Genomic DNA, 18,266 nt, shown 5'->3' on the forward strand with positions numbered 1-18,266 from the left:
AGATATCTCAATAAATCAAATTATAGGATGATACATTTAATATAGTTAAGCATGAAGAACGTTGGTTATATCCTGTATTACTTCACTTGAATAGGGTATAAAAAAAGAAATAAGTACTTGGGGGATCATTGGTATAACGATTAATTTGCCTCATACAATGCGTGTACTTTCCAAAAAGAAATCATTCAAACGTAATAATTCGTGAGGTACGATAAGCGAGCTTCAAGATAGAAAATATACCAATCCCTAAAATAATTTTAAAAAGTAAAAGAAAGCGTTTATTATGACGGTAAAACGACCACAATATTTGGCTAGATCCGTGTTAGAATACACGTATGAATATTTCCTGCGGGATAGTGGGATTACCAAACGTTGGTAAGTCGACCCTATTTAATGCATTACTTAAAAAACAGCAAGCGTTTGCTGCTAATTTTCCATTTGCCACAATCGAACCAAACATTGGAATTGTTCCCGTCCCTGACGACCGCCTTGTGAAACTAGCTCAGAGTGTTAAAGACGCCGACAAACTTGAAAAGCTTCCACCTATCGTTCCGGCAACGGTTGAGTTTGTTGATATTGCGGGACTTATTGCAGGCGCTCATAAGGGTGAAGGTTTGGGAAACAAGTTTCTCGCGCACATTCGTGAGACGGATGCTATTTTGCATGTTGTTCGGGCATTTGAGAATCCGGATATTATTCGAGAAGGGTCACGGGATCCGATTTCAGATTTGGATGTAATTGAAACCGAGTTGATCATGGCAGATTATCAAACTATTGAAAAACAAAAAGAGCCAAGAGGATCGGGAGATAAAGAAGCGGAAAGAAAGTGGCAAGTTGTAAAAAAAATTAAAGAAGACCTGAACAAAGGAATTCCCGCAAGACTAGTTCAATTAAATGAACAAGAACATCTGATTGCCCGGGAATTATCACTACTTACCATGAAACCAATTTTAGTCGCGCTTAATATTAGTGAAGAAAACTTAATTAATCACAAAGAGATTGTAAGTTCATTCTCGCGGGATGCAAATGTTAGTAAAGACTGCGTCACTGCAATTTGTGCGAAATTAGAAGAAGACATGGCTACTCTAACCGATGAAGAGCGGATGGAGTATCTTGGAGTTCATCAGATTCAATTTGATGGTCTGGCAAATGTAATAAATAGAGCGTTCCAAACACTTGGGCTGATTACCTTTTTGACTGCGGGCGAAAAGGAAGTTAGGGCTTGGACGATTACAAAGGGGACATTGGCACCGCAAGCGGCAGGCGTGATTCATACGGACTTTGAGGATAAATTTATAAAAGCTCAGGTTATTGAATATAACGATTATATCGATTTGGGTGGTGAAAAAAAGGCCAAGGAATCAGGAAAACTTAGGCTTGAAGGAAAAGATTATGTCGTCAAAGATGGCGACGTAATCGAATTTAAAGTTGGTGCGTGAGAATATATATTGGTATTTTTCGCAATCATCTTGTTATATTTGCGCCTGTTGCCATTAAGAATCCTAAAGTGCTATAATTTCACCCGTTATAGATAAAATATTATGAATACATATGAATTAACACTTATCCTACCGGGGAGTACAACTCCCGCCAAAAAGAAGGCTATTATTGCCGATATCGAAAGTCTCGTTAAGGTGAACAAGGGTGTTCTCAAGGAAACCGAGGATTGGGGTAATATTGATTTGGCATATCAAATATCGGGTAACCGTGTTGGATCTTTTATCCATTTTAAGTTAGACTTAGATAGTCAAGCTGTTAGTATTGTCGACAACAAAGTTTTATTAAACGAAGAAATAATCAGACATTTGCTCGTGAAAGCATCAAAGGAGAAATAAGATGGCAAGAAGTTTAAACAAAGTTACATTAATCGGGAATTTGACCAGAGATCCGGAATTGAGGTATACACCCCAGGGTACCGCAGTTTGTACTTTTGGATTGGCTACAAATCGACAGTGGACCACAGATTCAGGTGACAAGAAAGATAGTGTTGAATTTCATCGTATTGTTGCTTGGAACAAATTAGGCGAGCTGTGTTCGCAACTTCTTTCTAAGGGTAGAAAAGTGTATGTCGAAGGACGACTTCAAACCAGGAAATGGACCGGACAGGATGAGACCGAACATACAACTACTGAGATCATTATCAGTGACATGATCATACTTGATACCAGAGGACAACAGGGAACGGGTGAAGATTTTGATATTCCCGAGGATTTGGAAACGGATAGCATTCCATCACCAGACGTGGATGCGCCTGTTGCCAAAAAGGCTGAAAAACCAGTAAAAAAGGAAAAAACCCTTAAAGAAGAAAACAAAGAAGAAGATGAAGACATACCCTTTTAACCATGGCAAAAAAAACAAAAAAACAAGTTAAGCAAATTCGTAAAGTACCTGTTGATTGTCCGTTTGACAGATCGCAAACTCAACCCAGCTATAAAGACTATCAGGATTTGGCGAAGTTTTTAAACGATCGATCAAAAATTCAAGGAAAAGACAGAACGGGTGTTTGCTCAAAACATCAACGTGCGTTAGGTCGAGAAATAAAAAGAGCCCGTCACTTGGGATTACTTCCCTTTGCTCCAGGTTTTTAATCTGGTTAAAATAGTTTATGAATAATGGATCACCAAAACTCCGCGTGTCTATCGTGACTGCGAGAAAATTAATTGTTGTACTTGGTGCAATATCTTTAGTGTTTTTTGGTGGATATTGGACAGGTAGACGGGGATTTGTCGCAAGTTATAAAGGAAGTGCGAATGTTGTCATTAACCGCGAACTGCCGGTGGAGAAAGAAGATATAAGCTTTGATCTTTTTTGGCAAGTATGGGATTCTCTCGAAAACAAATATTACGACAAAAATAAATTGGTCGATGAATATATGGTTTATGGAGCAATAAGCGGTATGGTATCGGCTTTGGGAGATCCATATACCGTATTTTTATCACCGGAACAAAACAAAATTATCAGTGAAGATTTAAACGGTAGTTTTGAAGGTGTGGGTATTCAAATCGGCTATAAGCAAAACCAACTGGCCGTAATTGCTCCGCTAGTCGGATCTCCGGCTGAGGAAGTTGGCATAAAAGCCGGCGATTATATTATCGGGATTAAAGATAGCAAAAAGGGCATAGATAGTAGTACTGAGGGAATGTCGCTTCAAGAGGCGGTACAAGTTATAAGAGGAGACAAGGGAACATCTGTGACCTTGACAATCGTCAGAGAGGGGGAGGGTAAACCACTTTATTTTGATGTTAAAAGGTCAAACATTGATGTGCCTACCATTACTGTCGATTTCGTTGGTGACAACGAAAAGTACGCACATATTCGCATCAACAGATTCGGTGGAGAAACAACCCAAGAATGGGAAAAAGCCGTCAGCAAGGTCTTAATAAACAGCAATCTTTCGGGAATAGTTTTGGATGTCAGGAATAATCCGGGTGGTTATTTACAAGCGGCAAATGAAATAGCGAGTGATTTTTTGGAAGTTGGGAAAGTCGTGGTGATAGAAGAAGACGGTAAAGGTGATCGTACGGACTTTACGGTAGATAAATTGGGGAGGTTTACTAATTTATCTACGGTTGTATTGGTAAACGAAGGTTCGGCTTCGGCTTCGGAAATACTCGCAGGTGCTCTCAAAGACAATGATAAAGCCGAGCTTGTCGGTGAAAAGACATTCGGCAAGGGTACAATCCAAGAGCCCGAGCAGTTAACAGGAAGCTCAGGGCTACACGTCACAATAGCCAAGTGGTTAACACCGAGTGGTTTTTGGGTAAACGATGTGGGACTTCAGCCGGATCACGAATTGTTAAATGACCCGGAAACCGATATTGACGAACAGCTTGAAAAAGCAATAGAATTATTAGCGATTCAGTAATCATTAAGCAAAACTTAAGATTAACTTCATAAAGTAAAATTATGAAAAAGATTAACTTGAAAATTATTTTACTAATCTTTTCTTCAGTTGTCTTTCTTTTTGTTGGTCTAACAGCCGGAGGTTTGTATACCTTTAAATTAAAAAATTTCGATTTTGGTAAATTTATTGCCGGTGAGCAAAGAACACGAATTAAAGAAATTAGCCAGGAAGATATCGTTGAAATAGAATCGGCGATTGTCATGGTTGCCGAAGAAGTATCTCCGTCTGTTGTTACGGTTGTAATTCAGACCCCCCAAAGAAGTATTCTGAAATTTGATCCCTTTAGTGGCGGGATAAGTAGAAGTATCGACGGTGGAACCCCGCAAGATATCGGAACAGGATTTGTAATTTCTGAAGATGGATTGATTGTTACCAATAAGCACGTCGTAAGCGAAAATCAAACTTACAAGGTGGTTACGCAGGATGATAAGGAATATGAAGTCAAAACGATTAGCCGGGATCCGTCAAATGATATAGCCATAATCAAAATTGACGCAAATAATTTAAAACCGGTAGAACTGGGAGATTCCGATCAGCTGAAAGTCGGTCAATATGCAATTGCGATTGGTACTGCTCTTGGTGAGTTTAGACATACCGTTACTACGGGTGTTGTTTCTGGTTTAGGTAGGGGAATTACAGCGGGAAGTGCGTATGAGGGTTTTGTGGAAACTTTGGATAATGTAATTCAAACTGACGCGGCAATTAACCCTGGTAATTCTGGAGGACCCCTGCTTAATTCTCAAGGCCAAGTCATTGGAGTAAATGTCGCTGTCGCACAAGGAGCGCAAAATATCGGTTTTGCTATTCCTATAAATATTGTTAAGGATAGGCTTAATGAATTTAATAAAAACGGAGAGTTTCCCCAAAAAGCTTATCTTGGCGTGCAGTATCAAATAGTAAGTAAACGTGCGGCAATTGCCAATAATGTGCCCGAGGGAATTTTCGTTATCGATGTTGTCGATAATTCCCCCGCCGATAAATCGGGTATCGAAGTCAACGATATCGTAACCGAAATTAATGGAACAAAATTAAACGAAGAGAATGACTTGGCGAAAGTTATTGCCGGATTTAAACCGGGGGATGAAGTAACTTTAGCTGTTTGGAGAAACGAAGACACACTGGCTGTCAAGGTGATACTCGAAAAATTTCCGGAATAAGTGATTTCCCCAATGATACTCCATGGAATAAAGTCTGTGGTAACTTTTTTACATCTTGGGCATTGGACATTTCCACGCGATATATCGCGTAGTATTTTATGAAAGAGATGTTTAAATTAGTAATTTTGGTTGCTAATCAAATCTGACTTTGGTGTAGTTTAGTTTTGTCCGGTTAGTTGTTCTTTAAGAAGACCAATTACTTTATCCAAGTTGCCGTCGACAATTGCACTTAGATTTCCCCAGGATTTCTTTACTCTGTGATCGGTTACACGATCTTGCGGATAATTATACGTTCTTATTTTTTCGGATCTCATACCGCGCCCGATTGCAGATCGATAGCCGGCGACTTCGCGTAACTTTTTCTCTTCTTCTCTCTCCCATAATTTTGATTTCAATATGTCCATGGCAATATCGCGGTTTTGGTATTGAGTTCTTTCTTGCTGGACGGCTACCACTATGCCTGTTGGGCGATGGGTGAGTCTGACTGCAGTACTTACTTTATTGACGTTTTGACCCCCGGCACCACCGGATCTGGCAAATTGAATATCAATATCCTCAGGGCGAACCGTTATCTCGTGACTTTCGATCTTTGGCAACACGGCTACGGTTGCGGTAGAAGTATGTACTCGACCACGCTTTTCCGTTAAGGGAATTCTTTGTACACGATGAACTCCTGATTCGAATTTTAGATCGCTAAAAGAATTTTCGCCGATTATTTGCAGAGTTGTTTCGTCTATCGGTAGGGATTTCCAACCTCGTTTGGTAGCATAGCGCATATACATACGCAGTAAATCCGTAGCCCAAATTTTGGCTTCATCGCCACCTGTAGCTGACCTGATTTCCACAAATGCATTATTTGTATTCATAAACTTGACGAAGTTTGCTAATTACTTTTGTTAGAGGATTTTTTAACCAACTTTCTGACTTCGGCGAGTGTATCAGGTTTTTCAAGTTCTTTTTGAATACGTTTATCTTTTTTAATCTGTCTTTTTTGTTGTTTTGAGAGTACCTTTTTATTTGCTTGTGCAAGTTTTGCTTTAAATGCATCAACTCGTCCGGCTGTATCAAGATATTTCATTTGACCGGTATAAAAAGGATGACAGGCAGAACATACCTCAACCCTGATCTCGGGAAGAGTAGCGCCGATTTCAAAGGTGTTACCACATGAGCAAATTACTTTTGCGTCTTTGTACCACTTGGGATGAATATTTGTTTTCATAGTTAATTAGACTAAGTAGGTATTATAGCAATTTATATTTATTTGGGCAATTGGCTATGATTAACTGGTTTTTTGGTCTTTTTTTCGGCGATATATATACCAATGGCGATAATTACTGCACCGACCACAAATGGCAAAGTAAGTTTTTCATCCAACCAAAATACGGCTAATGGTATGGTAAATAAAGGTTGTAAATACATAAAAAGCGATGCCTCACTAACCTCAATTGATTTTTGAGACTTCACATACAAAAGGTATGCCAGGTTGCCGGAAAGGACAGCCATATACCAAACTCCCAAATGATACTTAAGAGGCAGACTTATGATGGTATCCACAAATCCAAAAAATCCATATTTATAAATCGCAATAGGAGCCAGTGTGATTGCCCCCATCAAAAAAGCCAAGTTTGTTAAATTGGAAGATTTTACTTTGTTGCGAATTATATATTTTGCAAGAAGAATCGACCCGCTATCGCTGAAAAGATAGAGTACAAGAAGGATATTACCCGAAAACTTAACTGCTTCGCCCGCTTGGAAAAGCGGAAAAAAGGTGTTTATTACCAGACCGACGATAACAATTGATATCCCGAGTTTTTCCTTTTTTGTAATTTTGTCATGAAATATCAGGGCACCTCCGGCGGTTACGATTAAGGGTCCGATTGTTCCGACAAGTGTCAGATCCAAAACGGTTGACTTCTCAAGACCAAAAAAAAGAATTCCCAAAGCTACAGGTACTGCCAATATACCATATAAACTTGCAGCCCAAAAATTCGCCCGTAACTGACGAAATTTTTTACCTCGACGTATTTTACGTGCAAAAAATATTAGTGAGATTGTGCCGGCAATTAGAAACCGGTAAGCCAAAAAGGGAAGAGGATCTATACCATTAAAAGTAAACTTAATTACAGGCGAGGCGATACCCCAAATTGCCGCGACTAAAATAAGATTGAGATACGCACGGTTTCTAAAAGAGAACTTGGACAAATCAAACATATTCTAAGTGTAGTAGAAAAACAAATATTTTTACAATCATCGGGTTACCTTAGCTGAGTAAGTAAAGCGTCTATTGGGATGGTTTCCTGTCTTTTGTTTAAGAGATTTTTTACGATAACTTCATTTTTAAGTATTTCATCAGGGCCAATTATTACGGCATACGGAATACCTTTTTTGTCGGCATACTTTAATTGTTTGGCAAGAGGCACGATTTCAGGATAAAGTTCGGTATTAATTTTAGCACTGCGTAATACTTTAACAATTTTTATTGAACTATCCACTGTATTTTCAGCAAATATTGTTACCAAGACTTTTGTTACTGTTTTTTTAACGGGTATGAGATTTAAGCTTTCAGCCGCTTCAAGGGTTCTGTCTAGTCCTAACCCGAATCCCGTAGCAGGGACTTTAATACCTGAAACTTCCTCAATTAATCCATCAAATCTTTCACCACCAGACAGTGACCCCGCTTTATAATCAGGTGAGACAATCTCCCAAATTGGTCCATCAGAATACGAAAATGACCTGGCAATAGTTGGATCAAATTCATACCAGTCTTTTGGGTAGTTTAATTTTTCCAGATAATTAAAAATATCATTTATTGTTTGGTTTGGTTTCAAGCTTTTAATCTTATTTAGATATTCTCTAGCCTTGTTTTTCTCGATCCCTTTTTTGATCATATCTTCGATAACACCTTCTGTTCCAATCTTTTTTAGCTTATCAATGGCTACTATGGCTTCGTAAGGTATACCCTTAAGAAGTTTTCTGTCATTAACGTATACTTTTATATTCTTGAAACCTAATCGTTTATAAATATCCAATAACAGTGCAATGACTTCAGCGTCAGCTTGTGACGATTCTACTCCAAAGATGTCTGCGTCACACATAATAAATTCTCGGTAGCGCCCCTTTTGCGGCTTTTCTGCTCGAAACGTAGGTTGAATTTGATATCTGCGAAAGGGCATAGGGAGCTGTTGATTGTATTGGCCAATCACTCGAGATATTGGTACGGATTGGTCATATCTTAATGCAACTTTCCTACCACCCGGATCATCAAACTTATAAAAAAGTTTTTCATCTTCGCCAATTTGACCTTCAAAGATTTCCAAAGGTTCGAGTATTGGTGTTTCCACTGGGTCGTATCCCCAAAGTTCGAAAATTTCTTTAAGTTTGCCGATTAGCCATTCACGCTTTATGGCATCTTCGGGCAAAAAGTCTCTGAAACCTTTTAGTGTTTGTATTTTATTTTTCGACATTACTTTATTATATCGCATTACTAAATTTGCTCAAATTGTTGATTAGCATAATGAGTCTTTTTGTCTCCTTGTCATAATCAGTTGAATTTGAAAGAAAAACACCAGAAAGTTTCTGAGATGGAATTAACACCAGCATACATCTAAATCCCACCCAGCTTCCACCATGATAAACAATTTTATCACTTCCATATTTATCCAGAATAAAACTATAACCTCTATCGGCTATCGTACCACTAAGTAGTTGTGTTTTAGAAAATGATTTGTCGATTAGATAACTTGAAATGATTTTTTCACTAAACCAAGCTGATGTCCATTTTCCTAGATCTTGGGCACTGGAATATACCCCTTCGTTTCCAATGACATAGTTAAGAGGATTATAGTCGTAAATAGTGTACTTGCCCTTGGCGAACCTGTATCCCATTGCTCGATTATCAAAAACTGCCGTTGAGTTTTCGTAGACAAGAGTGTTATCCATCTTCATGGGTTGAAATATTATTGTGTTTAATTGCTTTGAGTAACTACTGCCACCAACTCTTTTGATTATTTCTGCCAGAAGTACATAACCGGATTCGCTATAAACCTGCATTTGACTTGGTTTAAAAATCAATTTGTCAAAACAAGAAATTACACTAATTGCTTCCTGGTTTGTTGGCTCGCTGCCTTTTTTGTATTTGTTCTTTGCAAGTATTTTCTCATAATCTTTGATACCCGATGTGTGATTTAGTAGATTCTCAACAGATACTTTGTATTTCCAATTCGGTAGTTCAGGGAAAAATCTATTTAGTGTGTCGTCTAACTTAACCAACTTGTCATCAATTAGCTTGAGGATAAGCATGGCAGTGAAAGGTTTTGTTAATGACGCTAACCGAAATTTTGTACTCCGCGATATTATTTGATTATTTTCGATGTCAGCATAACCCTCGTATTGTTGGTACAGAGTTTGTCCATTTCTTGAAATGATCAGTGCATAGCCAGGTTGTTTCATATTTTCCTTTCATTTTTTGATTGTTGGTATCTATTTTCAATTTGTTTGTTTTTCCATTTGTAAAACTCAGTCATGTCATTTGGCTTAATCGGAGTAAGGATCGTAATATTTCCATCGGCTCCTAAATATTCGAGTTGGCTTACACGCATTTCTTCAAAATTTAATATGAGAATATTTCTGTCTCTTTGTGTCATTTCTGAAAAGGCCGTACCTTCACCTACATACATACTGTAATATGCTTCCTGAATTGCAAGTAAAACTTTAGGATCTAGATTTATTCCTTTTCTAGTAAATCTGGCTTTGGCACTTTGTAACATCTCATTTTTAATCGATCTAAAATTAGGTGAGGAAGTAAGTTTAATATTACCCAATTTTGTATATTCGTTTTGTGTTCTTGGTGCAGTAATCTTTGTGAGATATTCTTCCCATGTAAGCACACCGATTGAAAGTTCTGGTGCACTTTTTTTAAATTCTGATTGTAATCCAACTTGTGTTTGTTCAATTATTTCCTGTCTTTCGTCAGTGCTTTGGCTATATAAACCAAGAGAAGAATATGTATTATCAAACACCTCGTTGGTAGGGAGTAAAATTGTAAAGGTGGGTGGCGCAATGGGGGATAGATTTTTGGCGATTTCTTTAAGTTTGTTTATATAGTAAAGCGCAATTGATTCGTCAACATTTGCTACCACGTCGACTTTGGGAAATTTATCTCGCCATGCCTTTGTCCAATAAAAGCCCATACAATTCCAAATAAGAAAATCTGTTGCTTCTCCTTTTGAAAACCTGATTAGATTATTTGCAAACAGAAGCTCGCTATCACCAAGTATCCAGCTACTTTTTGTACCTTGTTCACGAAACCACGAATAAACATTAAATAACTTGTCGGCGTTTGGTTCTTGTGTAATTACGTTAACAGCTTCTAAATTTCTAGACCGCGCTACGTAGTTGGAAAGCTGTTGTTGAACATCAAGCGATTGATTAGATAAATTTCCATTACTTATTCCATTGAGATCTTCTTGGGGTGATCGTTCAAATCTTATTCTTGCTTTTTCTTTCGCATATAAAGGTATTTGGTTGGAAAATTTTCTTTTGCTAAATCTTGTGCGGGCGATTGATGTACTTCCTTGTTTATATTGAGTATCCAGTGATCTTTTTATAAGTCGTTTTGGACTTAGAGCTACTTCTTGTCTTAGTATTTCCTCTCCTTCTTGTTTGCCGATAACATTGCCTCTTTCGAGGGTGTAATCAATTTTAATCTTCCTCTTTCTTTCCCTGTTAACAGTTCTACCGTATTTATTTTCTTCACGAACTGCCTCTTTAACAGTATTTGAATCGGGAAGTTTCTGTAAATCTGTTTGTGCTATGAATATGTCATTATCCCATCTAATTGTTATATTTCCCGATCTGACTATTTCTAGAATTTTACTTTCCGATAATCCCGTTAGTCTTGCGATTTCAATTGCCGAAAAAGTGGGCAGGGGAACACTTGTTGATGGAAGTGACAGCCATGGTTTAAGGAGGTCGTATAACCCAGAACTTAATTTCTCTTCTTCTTCATTTTGTTGCGTAGCCCTGGATACTTCTTCTTCAGAAAGATCAGGAAAAAAATTCATTAGGGCAGATTTGGTTGATTGAGTAACTGGTTTTAACTCCAAATATTCCACTAAGCGTTTGGCTGAATCGGTAGCTCTAATTCGGTTGTCAAAAAAGTCTTGATTGAATTTTATATTTTCTACCATGTTATATTTTCACCTGTAAATTAGTTTTTAGAATTTTTACTTGTCCAGAAATTGTCGATGTCTCAAATTTGCCTTTATTAATCCCAACTGTTGTTGATATTGTTTCTTGTGATGGCTGGAGAATTGGTAGATCGTTAATGCTTTTTCCTTGTTTTAGTGTTTGGATTAATCCAACTGCAGCAGTCCCACTCGCACACGCTGTTTCGTAAAAAAGAGTTTCAATATTTCTTACCCAAATCACAGGATCTATTTTTAACCCGCCTTTGGTTTTAGATACATAAATTACCCCTGCGGCAGGTTTAGTTATTAGATTAAGAGAAGTTAAAATATCAAAACCTTGCTTTTTAATATTTTCGCCAATTGGTATTTCAGTTACGACATGTGTGATTCCTTGCATTGGGACGATGTATCCGATTTCAATTTTTGTTATTTTCTTTAGGTCTTTATATATAGGTATACGAGTCCAGACTTCGTAGTTACCTTTAATTCCAGACAGTAATCTATTTTTTACACCAGATGTTTTAATCTCTAACACTCCTTGCTTTCCCCCAAGGAAATAGTACGTTGCTGCTCTAGTTGCGTTACCACAAAATTCGCCACCTGCCATTTCAAGTACTTTATTTTTCTTGTCAACAAATCCCACTTGTTCTACCTTGGGATTTGCTTTCATTATCATTTTGTTGATTTGTCCTTTTAATACAACGTTTTTTACCATAGCGGTTACTAGGGCAGTATCGTTACCCCCCGGACGATATATGTTGTATTTGTATGTTTTCATTTTTGTTGGTTGCATTACACTTTAAATTCATTTTTCCCACAAAAAATCCCGCATATAGCGGGATGTTCGAGTCTTTCTCGGTTAGGGTGAGTATAAATAAAAAAACCCACCGGTTTGGTGGGATTATTTAATCACAATAAATCACCAATCCGATTTAGACTCGATTGGTATGATGATTGTTTGTGATTATTACTTTCATAAGTAAAGGAATTGTAAAGCTCCATTTTGACAATGTCAAATTATTCGCTTTTTTCGGATTCATCGACATCACCTTTATTGACAATTTGTATTAACGAAGCGTCAATGGTATCGTCTTCTTTTTCTCCCATAACTATGGCAGTATCGTTATCATCAAATTCAGAATATTTTACACTCTGATTCTCATTATCCTGATAAAGAAAATATTTTGCTCCCTTTACTGGGTTTACGATAAATACATTGCCGTCCTTGTCGGTAATTTCCATGTTGTCATCGTCGTTAAAACTAATCTTTCCCCAAACAGTCACTTTCATTAAATCAGGTTCGACAGAGGTTATCAAAATTCTACTTGCAGATAGAACCGATGTGCCGTTTTTGAAACCCATAGCAACAATGTAATCGCCGATTGCGACATCGTCTAAACTTATTTTACTGGAGGATCCGTTGGTTTTGACATACATAGCATCGTCGTTTGACGAAATTTGTTGAATTTCACCTTGTGCATCTTTGATCTGTATGGTTGTATCGGTTATGTCGGTAATGGTACCAATATAAGCTTTTGCTTTGTTTTTTGCTTCCTCCAGCTTTTCCTGTACTTTCTCTCTAATTTCATTACTCTCGGCTGAATCACTTGACACCTGAGCATGAACCCCTCCAATTGAAAAGACGAAAAGTAGAAAGACAATAAGTATTTTATTTATGTTAATCATCTTGTTTGTTAAATTCAGTTGAATATACCAAGGTTAGTGTAGTGTGTGTAGATTGGCCGTCGTTGGTAAACGCCGTCAGTGAAATATTATTAATTCCACCCGTTAGTTCAATGTCGTGATTAAATTCACCGGAAGCGTTGGCGAGTACAGTATAATCGTCATCCTCGGTTTGAATTCCAACCCATGAATTTGGTGTTGTTACACCGACGATATTGACAGGGGATATGGTGATGACATCGTAATTTTCCGGATCCGAAACACTTATTCCTACTGTATTATCTTCGTCCAGTGCTAGTTTTTCTTCTTCGACAATTTCGACTTCTTCGGGTTTGGTGGAGAATGCGTTATTTGCACGCCAAACACCCAGAGCTATAATCAACCCAAAACTGACGCCGGCTATGATTGCCAACAATACTTCTTTTCGCATAATTTATTACATTATCGCCCAATATTGCGGTATCGGGTATAGCTTGTCCCAATTCGTGATTAATATAGGATACTAACGTCCACTTGTCAAGCTAGGGGGCATTTGGTAGAGTTAGACGAGTTATGGAGATTACATATTTAGGCCATTCATCGTTTCGCATCAAGGGTAAAACTGCGACTGTAATTACTGATCCTTACAGTGATTCTATCGGATTGAAATTTCCAAAGGTTTCAGCCGACATTGTAACTGTTTCGCATATACACGATGACCACAACAACGTCCAAGCCGTTAGCGACGTAAAACATGTGTTTAATGGACCCGGAGAATACGAAATGATGGGTGTATCGTTTATAGGATTACCTACATACCACGACGATAAAAAAGGTGAAGTGAGAGGAAAAAATATCGTTTTTGTTATTGAGATTGATAATCTGCGTTTGGCGCATTTGGGTGATTTGGGTCACAAGTTGTCGGAAAAGCAATTAGAAGATATGGGACAGATTGATGTTTTGATGATTCCCGTTGGTGGATTTTATACGATCAGCCAAGACGTTGCCGTTGAAGTGGCGCAAGGTGTTGAATGTCCTGTTACGATCCCTATGCATTACAAAGTAGATGGATTGTCTAAAGATTTAGCGGAAAAAATCTCCGGGTATGAAGACTTTATTGTTAAAATGGGTTTACCCAAACAGGTTTTACCCAAATTAAATCTAACCAAAGATACGATCGGGGAAAACGAAAGGGTAGTGGTCTTAGAAAAAATATAAAATTGCTCTTTACTTCAATAGTCTGCCAATTAAGTAAACATAAATGGCGATGTCACAACAAATTAATGTACGTATCCCGCCTCACTCATCGGACGCGGAAGAATCCGTATTGGGTGCACTGCTTCTTGATAAGGATGCCGTAATTGCAATTGCGGAGTTTTTGTCACCCGAGGACTTTTACAATGAAAAGTTAAAAGAAATATATTCATCGGTTCTTGATTTATATCAAGATAGAACTCCCATTGATGTCTTAACCATTTCTGAAGCTCTTAAAAAGAAAAAGATTCTAAAAAAAATCGGTGGTGTGTCGTATTTAGCCGAATTGACAAACAAGGTACCGACATCAGCACACATAGAACACTACGGAAAAATTGTTAAAGATACGGCGATAAAAAGAAGTATGATGTCTGCTGCTAGCCGGTTAGTGGAATTGTCGATGGACGATGGTCTAGCTGCTCAGGAATTATTGGACAAAGCCGAAAGTGAAGTATTTTCCCTAACACAAACATCGATTGATAAATCGTTTGTTAAAGTACGTGATGCCTTGTCGGAAAGTTTCGACCGATTAGACGAATTACATAAAGACAAAAGCGGTATGAGAGGAATTGCCACGGGTTTCAAAGATCTCGACCAGACCTTAGCCGGTTTACAAAAGTCGAATTTGTTAATACTTGCCGCACGACCTGGTATGGGTAAATCAACCCTGGCATTAAATATTGCACAAAATATTTCCGTAAACAGTAAACGCCCAGTTGGTTTTTTCTCTCTTGAAATGAGCAGGGAAGAATTGGTTGATAGATTATTGGTAACCCAGGCTGATATAGATGCTTGGAAATTAAAAACGGGAAAATTATCAGAAGATGATTTTACCAAATTGTCGAATGCGATGGGAAAACTCGCTGAGGCACCTCTTTTTATTGATGACACACCGGCACTTACAATTCTTGAAATGCGAACAAAAGCTCGCAGATTGCAAGTCGAAAGTGGTGTGGATTTAATAATTGTTGACTATTTACAACTTGCCCGCGGCCGTACGTACGACAATCGCGTTCAGGAAGTTTCGGAAATATCTCAAGGGCTCAAAAACCTTGCCCGCGAATTGAAAGTTCCGGTAATAGCCCTTTCGCAGTTGAATAGGTCAGTTGAACAGCGTGGAATAAAAAAACCTCAACTAGCGGATTTACGCGAATCCGGGAGTATCGAGCAAGACGCAGACGTGGTTATGTTTTTGTGGAGAGAAGATGACGAAGATTTATCTAATTATGAACTGGATATCGCCAAACACAGAAACGGACCCTTGGCGTCAATCAAACTGTTTTTCCGTGGAGATAGAGTACGGTTTTACGATCGAGAAGGCAAAAACACCAAGAGCTAACCCTGTAAAATTTTTTTGTCATGTACATTGATAGCTTACTTATTTATTACCTCCAGCATAAATAATCGGATGACTAAAATATTTCCTCGAGGTATTTATTGTATGCAGTAGACCGCAAGTATGAGATTACAACTCGCAAATTGTCGGACAATAAACGTAATTTCCTAAAGGACAAATAATAAAAAATAGAAGCAATCGGATTTTTGTTTACCGCTAGTCAAGTGGCCGGAGAGGGACTCGAACCCTCACGAGGTATTATCCTCATAGGTTTTTGAGACCTACGCGTCTGCCAGTTCCGCCATCCGGCCAAGTATTACAAAAGTATCACCGGCAAACTTAAGTAATATAATGTTATTTTATCAAAAAGTAAAATAATACCAAGTGCTTGTAAATTATAAGAATTATTAATAGAATAAGTCGTCATGGTGGATGCAGCAGCATTGAAAAACGGAACAACATTCGAATCGAATGGGATTCCTTATTTGGTTCTAAAATACGAATTACAGAAAGTAGCACGAGGTGGGGGAACTGTTAAGCTTACTTTGAGAAATTTAGTCAATGGTAATATGGAGCGTAAGGTATGTAACTCGACCGCAAAATACGAACTAATTTCTACCACAAAAAGAAGCCTGCAGTATTTATTTAAAGATGCATCAACCGCTTGTTTTATGGACGAAAAAACATACGAGCAGGTCGAGATCCCAATAAGTATCGTAAAAAACGAAATACAATTTATTAAAGAAGGGCAATTGGCGAACGTTCTTTTCTGGGATGACAGACCACTATCTGTTGATATTGCACCAAAGGTAACTCTTGAAGTAACGCAAACCTCGCCGGGTGTAAAGGGTAATTCGGCGACAAATGTCTTCAAACCCGCAATACTGGAAAACGGCTTAGAAATAAAAGTGCCGCTTTTTATCAAAACGGGTGACAAAATCAGAGTTGACACGAGAAGCGGTGAGTACCTCGAGAGAATGACCGGCAAAGGAATTTAACTAAAAAACCACACAAGAGAAAGTATTATAAGAGTGACCTGTACGAAAACTCCGGGAATAAAATCAACATCTACTTGTAACGATTTCTCAAAAAGCACCCATTTTTTATACACCCCGTATCGTAATTTACTAAATAAAAAGTAAGGGTATTTGGTTATATCAGGCAAAACTCCCAAAAACGCTCCGGCAATAATTAATACAACCATTCTTGTGTCAGGAAGTTGTGACAAAGCCATCAAGAAACCGGCAATTAAAGCTGTAATTATATCTATAGCAACAAACACGTAAACTTTTTTTATGCTTCCTAGATAACGGAAAACGCCACGTGGAGTGTAGGAGAAAGCCATTGGCCGGTTTTTCATACCATAAACGTGTGGGGTGTCTTTGATCTTGTCGGACATTACGGCTATATTATGTTGCTTAATATCGGTATTTATTTTGGGATTCCAATGTGGCACTTTATCAAGTACAAAATGACTTAGAAATGCAAGCGATAAACCAAGATACGGATTAACTACTTTGGAAACAATAACGGCTCCTACGATTGCGTGCGGTGTTTCAAGCATGTGTTTCAATGGTATGACCTTGGCTAAATATAGTCAAACGGGTATAATCAAGTTGCCTAAAAAAATGTTTATTACACTATTTGCGATAATTCTTTTTGTAGGAATATTTCTTTTTTTGTTTTGGCAAAAACTAAAAGAAGATTATGTGGCAACACAAATATTTACAAGTGCAAGTTATGTGATGTTTTTCGCTCTCGTTTGTTTTTGTATCGCTTATATTGTTAATCCCAAAGCGTGGTTTTGGCTTGAGGTTATAGGTTGTATCGGAGGTTTGGCGGTTGCTGTAAAAAGACAGAGAATTCGTCCAACGGAAATTATGGAAGCGTTTGTTGCTGCAACCCTTCCTGTTTTTACGGGTATAAACATTATCTACTATCTAAAACCAGGTTTATTTGAATTCATTTTTATACCAATATTGTTAGTAATTTTAAATATTATTTTCCTCTTTCTAAAAAGCCATTACAAAAAATTTACATGGTATAAATCGGGCAGGGTTGGTTTTGCCAGTTTGGCTATTTTAATTATCTTTTTCTTATCAAGAACTATACTTGCGATATTCTTTGACAATGTGTTATCCTTTTGGTTAGATAAAGAGTTTTATCTTTCAGCTTTTCTTACTACTCTTTGCTTAGGGGGATTATATAAGTTGTCAATAAAATCTGTATGAAAAATAAAAAAACCAAGAAAGTGCAAGAATCTGCGCCTCACGGCGAAACTGTAAAATTTCCCAAAAGAATACTCAAACCGGTTTCTGAATTTTTGGCGCATCGAGTTAAAACTCTTGAGAAAAGACGCAAAGAGATCGATTCCGAAGATCCTTTCAAAAATGCTGAACGTGCCACAGATAATGCGTCGCCTGATGCCGATGCCGAAGAGCAATTTGGTCATGCCAGAACATCAGCTTTAAAAAATCAATTGGATAGAAAAATAATCCAGACCAAAAAAGCGCTGTCTCGTATCAAAATAGGTACATATGGAATTTGTGAGGATTGTTCGGAAATGATTGATACCGATAGGCTTATAATTTACCCCGAAGCAACTCTTTGCTCCAAATGCCAGGCTAAACGTGAAGCGTAAACTTAACGCCCCTTCTTTCTTTCTCTCTAATCCGATTAGGTGTAAGTTCTACGAAATATGAATTTAATTTGATCTTAATAATTATAAGTGCTTGTGGTGTCGGTAGTCTGTGTGGTGGCAGGTA

Annotated in this window: 21 protein-coding genes and 1 tRNA gene; 11 read left to right on the forward strand and 11 right to left on the reverse strand. The window is 37.9% G+C overall.

Annotated elements, in window-relative coordinates; all coding sequences use genetic code 11:
• Positions 1-335: 335 nt before the first annotated feature.
• The 6 genes from ychF (at position 336) to IPM62_02735 (ending at position 5,061) form a co-directional block, all read left to right on the forward strand.
• A complete protein-coding gene (ychF, locus tag IPM62_02710; GenBank protein ID QQS39498.1) occupies positions 336-1,439 on the forward strand; it encodes a redox-regulated ATPase YchF in 1,104 nt (367 codons plus the stop codon).
• Between the two features lie 102 nt (positions 1,440-1,541).
• Entirely contained in the window at positions 1,542-1,835 is a 294-nt protein-coding gene (gene rpsF, locus IPM62_02715) for a 30S ribosomal protein S6 (protein QQS39499.1), read from the forward strand.
• Between the two features lies 1 nt (position 1,836).
• A complete protein-coding gene (locus IPM62_02720) occupies positions 1,837-2,340 on the forward strand; it encodes a single-stranded DNA-binding protein (GenBank protein QQS39500.1) in 504 nt (167 codons plus the stop codon).
• Between the two features lie 2 nt (positions 2,341-2,342).
• The gene (gene rpsR, locus IPM62_02725; protein QQS39501.1) at positions 2,343-2,588 is read left to right on the forward strand and encodes a 30S ribosomal protein S18; all 246 of its coding nucleotides are present in this window, start codon (positions 2,343-2,345) and stop codon (positions 2,586-2,588) included.
• 17 nt (positions 2,589-2,605) lie between these two features.
• Entirely contained in the window at positions 2,606-3,865 is a 1,260-nt protein-coding gene (locus IPM62_02730) for a PDZ domain-containing protein (protein QQS39502.1), read from the forward strand.
• Positions 3,866-3,906: 41 nt separating this feature from the next.
• Positions 3,907-5,061 carry a trypsin-like peptidase domain-containing protein gene (locus tag IPM62_02735; GenBank protein ID QQS39503.1) on the forward strand — a complete coding sequence of 385 codons (1,155 nt, stop codon included), beginning with the start codon at positions 3,907-3,909 and terminating at the stop codon, positions 5,059-5,061.
• Positions 5,062-5,219: 158 nt separating this feature from the next.
• Here the strand turns inward: IPM62_02735 and IPM62_02740 are convergent, their stop codons facing one another.
• The 9 genes from IPM62_02740 to IPM62_02780 form a co-directional block, all read right to left on the reverse strand.
• Entirely contained in the window at positions 5,220-5,927 is a 708-nt protein-coding gene (locus tag IPM62_02740; protein QQS39504.1) for a PCRF domain-containing protein, read from the reverse strand.
• A gap of 17 nt (positions 5,928-5,944) precedes the next feature.
• The gene (rpmE, locus tag IPM62_02745; GenBank protein QQS39505.1) at positions 5,945-6,280 is read right to left on the reverse strand and encodes a 50S ribosomal protein L31; all 336 of its coding nucleotides are present in this window, start codon (positions 6,278-6,280) and stop codon (positions 5,945-5,947) included.
• Between the two features lie 38 nt (positions 6,281-6,318).
• The gene (locus IPM62_02750; protein ID QQS39506.1) at positions 6,319-7,272 is read right to left on the reverse strand and encodes a DMT family transporter; all 954 of its coding nucleotides are present in this window, start codon (positions 7,270-7,272) and stop codon (positions 6,319-6,321) included.
• 44 nt (positions 7,273-7,316) lie between these two features.
• Positions 7,317-8,525, reverse strand: coding sequence for a histidine--tRNA ligase (gene hisS / locus IPM62_02755; GenBank protein ID QQS39507.1), 1,209 nt, complete (start codon positions 8,523-8,525; stop codon positions 7,317-7,319).
• Between the two features lie 7 nt (positions 8,526-8,532).
• Positions 8,533-9,510, reverse strand: coding sequence for a beta-lactamase family protein (locus IPM62_02760; GenBank protein QQS39508.1), 978 nt, complete (start codon positions 9,508-9,510; stop codon positions 8,533-8,535).
• Positions 9,507-11,249: a hypothetical protein gene (locus tag IPM62_02765; protein ID QQS39509.1), complete on the reverse strand. Its 1,743-nt coding sequence runs from the start codon at positions 11,247-11,249 to the stop codon at positions 9,507-9,509. Before IPM62_02765 ends, IPM62_02760 begins: the two co-directional genes overlap by 4 nt.
• A gap of 1 nt (position 11,250) precedes the next feature.
• The gene (locus tag IPM62_02770) at positions 11,251-12,027 is read right to left on the reverse strand and encodes a hypothetical protein (GenBank protein ID QQS39510.1); all 777 of its coding nucleotides are present in this window, start codon (positions 12,025-12,027) and stop codon (positions 11,251-11,253) included.
• A gap of 239 nt (positions 12,028-12,266) precedes the next feature.
• On the reverse strand, positions 12,267-12,935 hold the full coding sequence (locus tag IPM62_02775) for a hypothetical protein (protein ID QQS39511.1): 669 nt from the start codon (positions 12,933-12,935) through the stop codon (positions 12,267-12,269).
• Entirely contained in the window at positions 12,928-13,362 is a 435-nt protein-coding gene (locus IPM62_02780; protein QQS39512.1) for a hypothetical protein, read from the reverse strand. Before IPM62_02780 ends, IPM62_02775 begins: the two co-directional genes overlap by 8 nt.
• A 122-nt stretch (positions 13,363-13,484) precedes the next feature.
• Between IPM62_02780 and IPM62_02785 the strand changes: the two genes are divergently transcribed.
• On the forward strand, positions 13,485-14,129 hold the full coding sequence (locus IPM62_02785; protein ID QQS39513.1) for an MBL fold metallo-hydrolase: 645 nt from the start codon (positions 13,485-13,487) through the stop codon (positions 14,127-14,129).
• 43 nt (positions 14,130-14,172) lie between these two features.
• The gene (gene dnaB / locus IPM62_02790) at positions 14,173-15,504 is read left to right on the forward strand and encodes a replicative DNA helicase (GenBank protein ID QQS39514.1); all 1,332 of its coding nucleotides are present in this window, start codon (positions 14,173-14,175) and stop codon (positions 15,502-15,504) included.
• Positions 15,505-15,726: 222 nt separating this feature from the next.
• Here dnaB and IPM62_02795 read toward each other — a convergent pair.
• Positions 15,727-15,812: transfer RNA gene (locus IPM62_02795), tRNA-Leu, on the reverse strand.
• A gap of 114 nt (positions 15,813-15,926) precedes the next feature.
• Here IPM62_02795 and efp point away from each other — a divergent pair.
• On the forward strand, positions 15,927-16,499 hold the full coding sequence (gene efp / locus IPM62_02800; GenBank protein ID QQS39515.1) for an elongation factor P: 573 nt from the start codon (positions 15,927-15,929) through the stop codon (positions 16,497-16,499).
• Here efp and IPM62_02805 read toward each other — a convergent pair.
• Complete coding sequence (locus IPM62_02805) at positions 16,496-17,065, reverse strand: hypothetical protein (GenBank protein ID QQS39516.1); 570 nt, start codon at positions 17,063-17,065, stop codon at positions 16,496-16,498. The genes efp and IPM62_02805 overlap by 4 nt on opposite strands.
• 13 nt (positions 17,066-17,078) lie before the next feature.
• On the opposite strand from IPM62_02805, the gene IPM62_02810 reads away from it, so the two are divergent.
• Positions 17,079-17,732: a hypothetical protein gene (locus tag IPM62_02810; protein QQS39517.1), complete on the forward strand. Its 654-nt coding sequence runs from the start codon at positions 17,079-17,081 to the stop codon at positions 17,730-17,732.
• The gene (locus tag IPM62_02815) at positions 17,729-18,142 is read left to right on the forward strand and encodes a TraR/DksA C4-type zinc finger protein (GenBank protein ID QQS39518.1); all 414 of its coding nucleotides are present in this window, start codon (positions 17,729-17,731) and stop codon (positions 18,140-18,142) included. The genes IPM62_02810 and IPM62_02815 overlap by 4 nt, the downstream gene beginning before the upstream one ends.
• Positions 18,143-18,266 lie beyond the last annotated feature (124 nt).

Source organism: Candidatus Woesebacteria bacterium, assembly GCA_016700095.1.
Classification (GTDB): domain Bacteria; phylum Patescibacteriota; class Microgenomatia; order UBA8517; family UBA8517.

Bases quoted from the DNA above. Each gene is read 5' to 3' on its own strand.
- IPM62_02730 (QQS39502.1), top strand. From the start codon at position 2,606: ATGAATAATGGATCACCAAAACTCCGCGTGTCTATCGTGACTGCGAGA.
- IPM62_02760 (QQS39508.1), bottom strand. From the start codon at position 9,510: ATGAAACAACCTGGCTATGCACTGATCATTTCAAGAAATGGACAAACT.
- ychF (QQS39498.1), top strand. From the start codon at position 336: ATGAATATTTCCTGCGGGATAGTGGGATTACCAAACGTTGGTAAGTCG.
- IPM62_02740 (QQS39504.1), bottom strand. From the start codon at position 5,927: ATGAATACAAATAATGCATTTGTGGAAATCAGGTCAGCTACAGGTGGC.
- rpsF (QQS39499.1), top strand. From the start codon at position 1,542: ATGAATACATATGAATTAACACTTATCCTACCGGGGAGTACAACTCCC.
- IPM62_02805 (QQS39516.1), bottom strand. From the start codon at position 17,065: ATGCTTGAAACACCGCACGCAATCGTAGGAGCCGTTATTGTTTCCAAA.
- IPM62_02750 (QQS39506.1), bottom strand. From the start codon at position 7,272: ATGTTTGATTTGTCCAAGTTCTCTTTTAGAAACCGTGCGTATCTCAAT.
- IPM62_02720 (QQS39500.1), top strand. From the start codon at position 1,837: ATGGCAAGAAGTTTAAACAAAGTTACATTAATCGGGAATTTGACCAGA.
- IPM62_02775 (QQS39511.1), bottom strand. From the start codon at position 12,935: ATGATTAACATAAATAAAATACTTATTGTCTTTCTACTTTTCGTCTTT.
- IPM62_02770 (QQS39510.1), bottom strand. From the start codon at position 12,027: ATGAAAACATACAAATACAACATATATCGTCCGGGGGGTAACGATACT.
- dnaB (QQS39514.1), top strand. From the start codon at position 14,173: ATGGCGATGTCACAACAAATTAATGTACGTATCCCGCCTCACTCATCG.
- IPM62_02735 (QQS39503.1), top strand. From the start codon at position 3,907: ATGAAAAAGATTAACTTGAAAATTATTTTACTAATCTTTTCTTCAGTT.
- IPM62_02785 (QQS39513.1), top strand. From the start codon at position 13,485: ATGGAGATTACATATTTAGGCCATTCATCGTTTCGCATCAAGGGTAAA.
- rpmE (QQS39505.1), bottom strand. From the start codon at position 6,280: ATGAAAACAAATATTCATCCCAAGTGGTACAAAGACGCAAAAGTAATT.
- hisS (QQS39507.1), bottom strand. From the start codon at position 8,525: ATGTCGAAAAATAAAATACAAACACTAAAAGGTTTCAGAGACTTTTTG.
- rpsR (QQS39501.1), top strand. From the start codon at position 2,343: ATGGCAAAAAAAACAAAAAAACAAGTTAAGCAAATTCGTAAAGTACCT.
- IPM62_02765 (QQS39509.1), bottom strand. From the start codon at position 11,249: ATGGTAGAAAATATAAAATTCAATCAAGACTTTTTTGACAACCGAATT.
- IPM62_02815 (QQS39518.1), top strand. From the start codon at position 17,729: ATGAAAAATAAAAAAACCAAGAAAGTGCAAGAATCTGCGCCTCACGGC.
- IPM62_02780 (QQS39512.1), bottom strand. From the start codon at position 13,362: ATGCGAAAAGAAGTATTGTTGGCAATCATAGCCGGCGTCAGTTTTGGG.
- IPM62_02810 (QQS39517.1), top strand. From the start codon at position 17,079: ATGACCTTGGCTAAATATAGTCAAACGGGTATAATCAAGTTGCCTAAA.
- efp (QQS39515.1), top strand. From the start codon at position 15,927: ATGGTGGATGCAGCAGCATTGAAAAACGGAACAACATTCGAATCGAAT.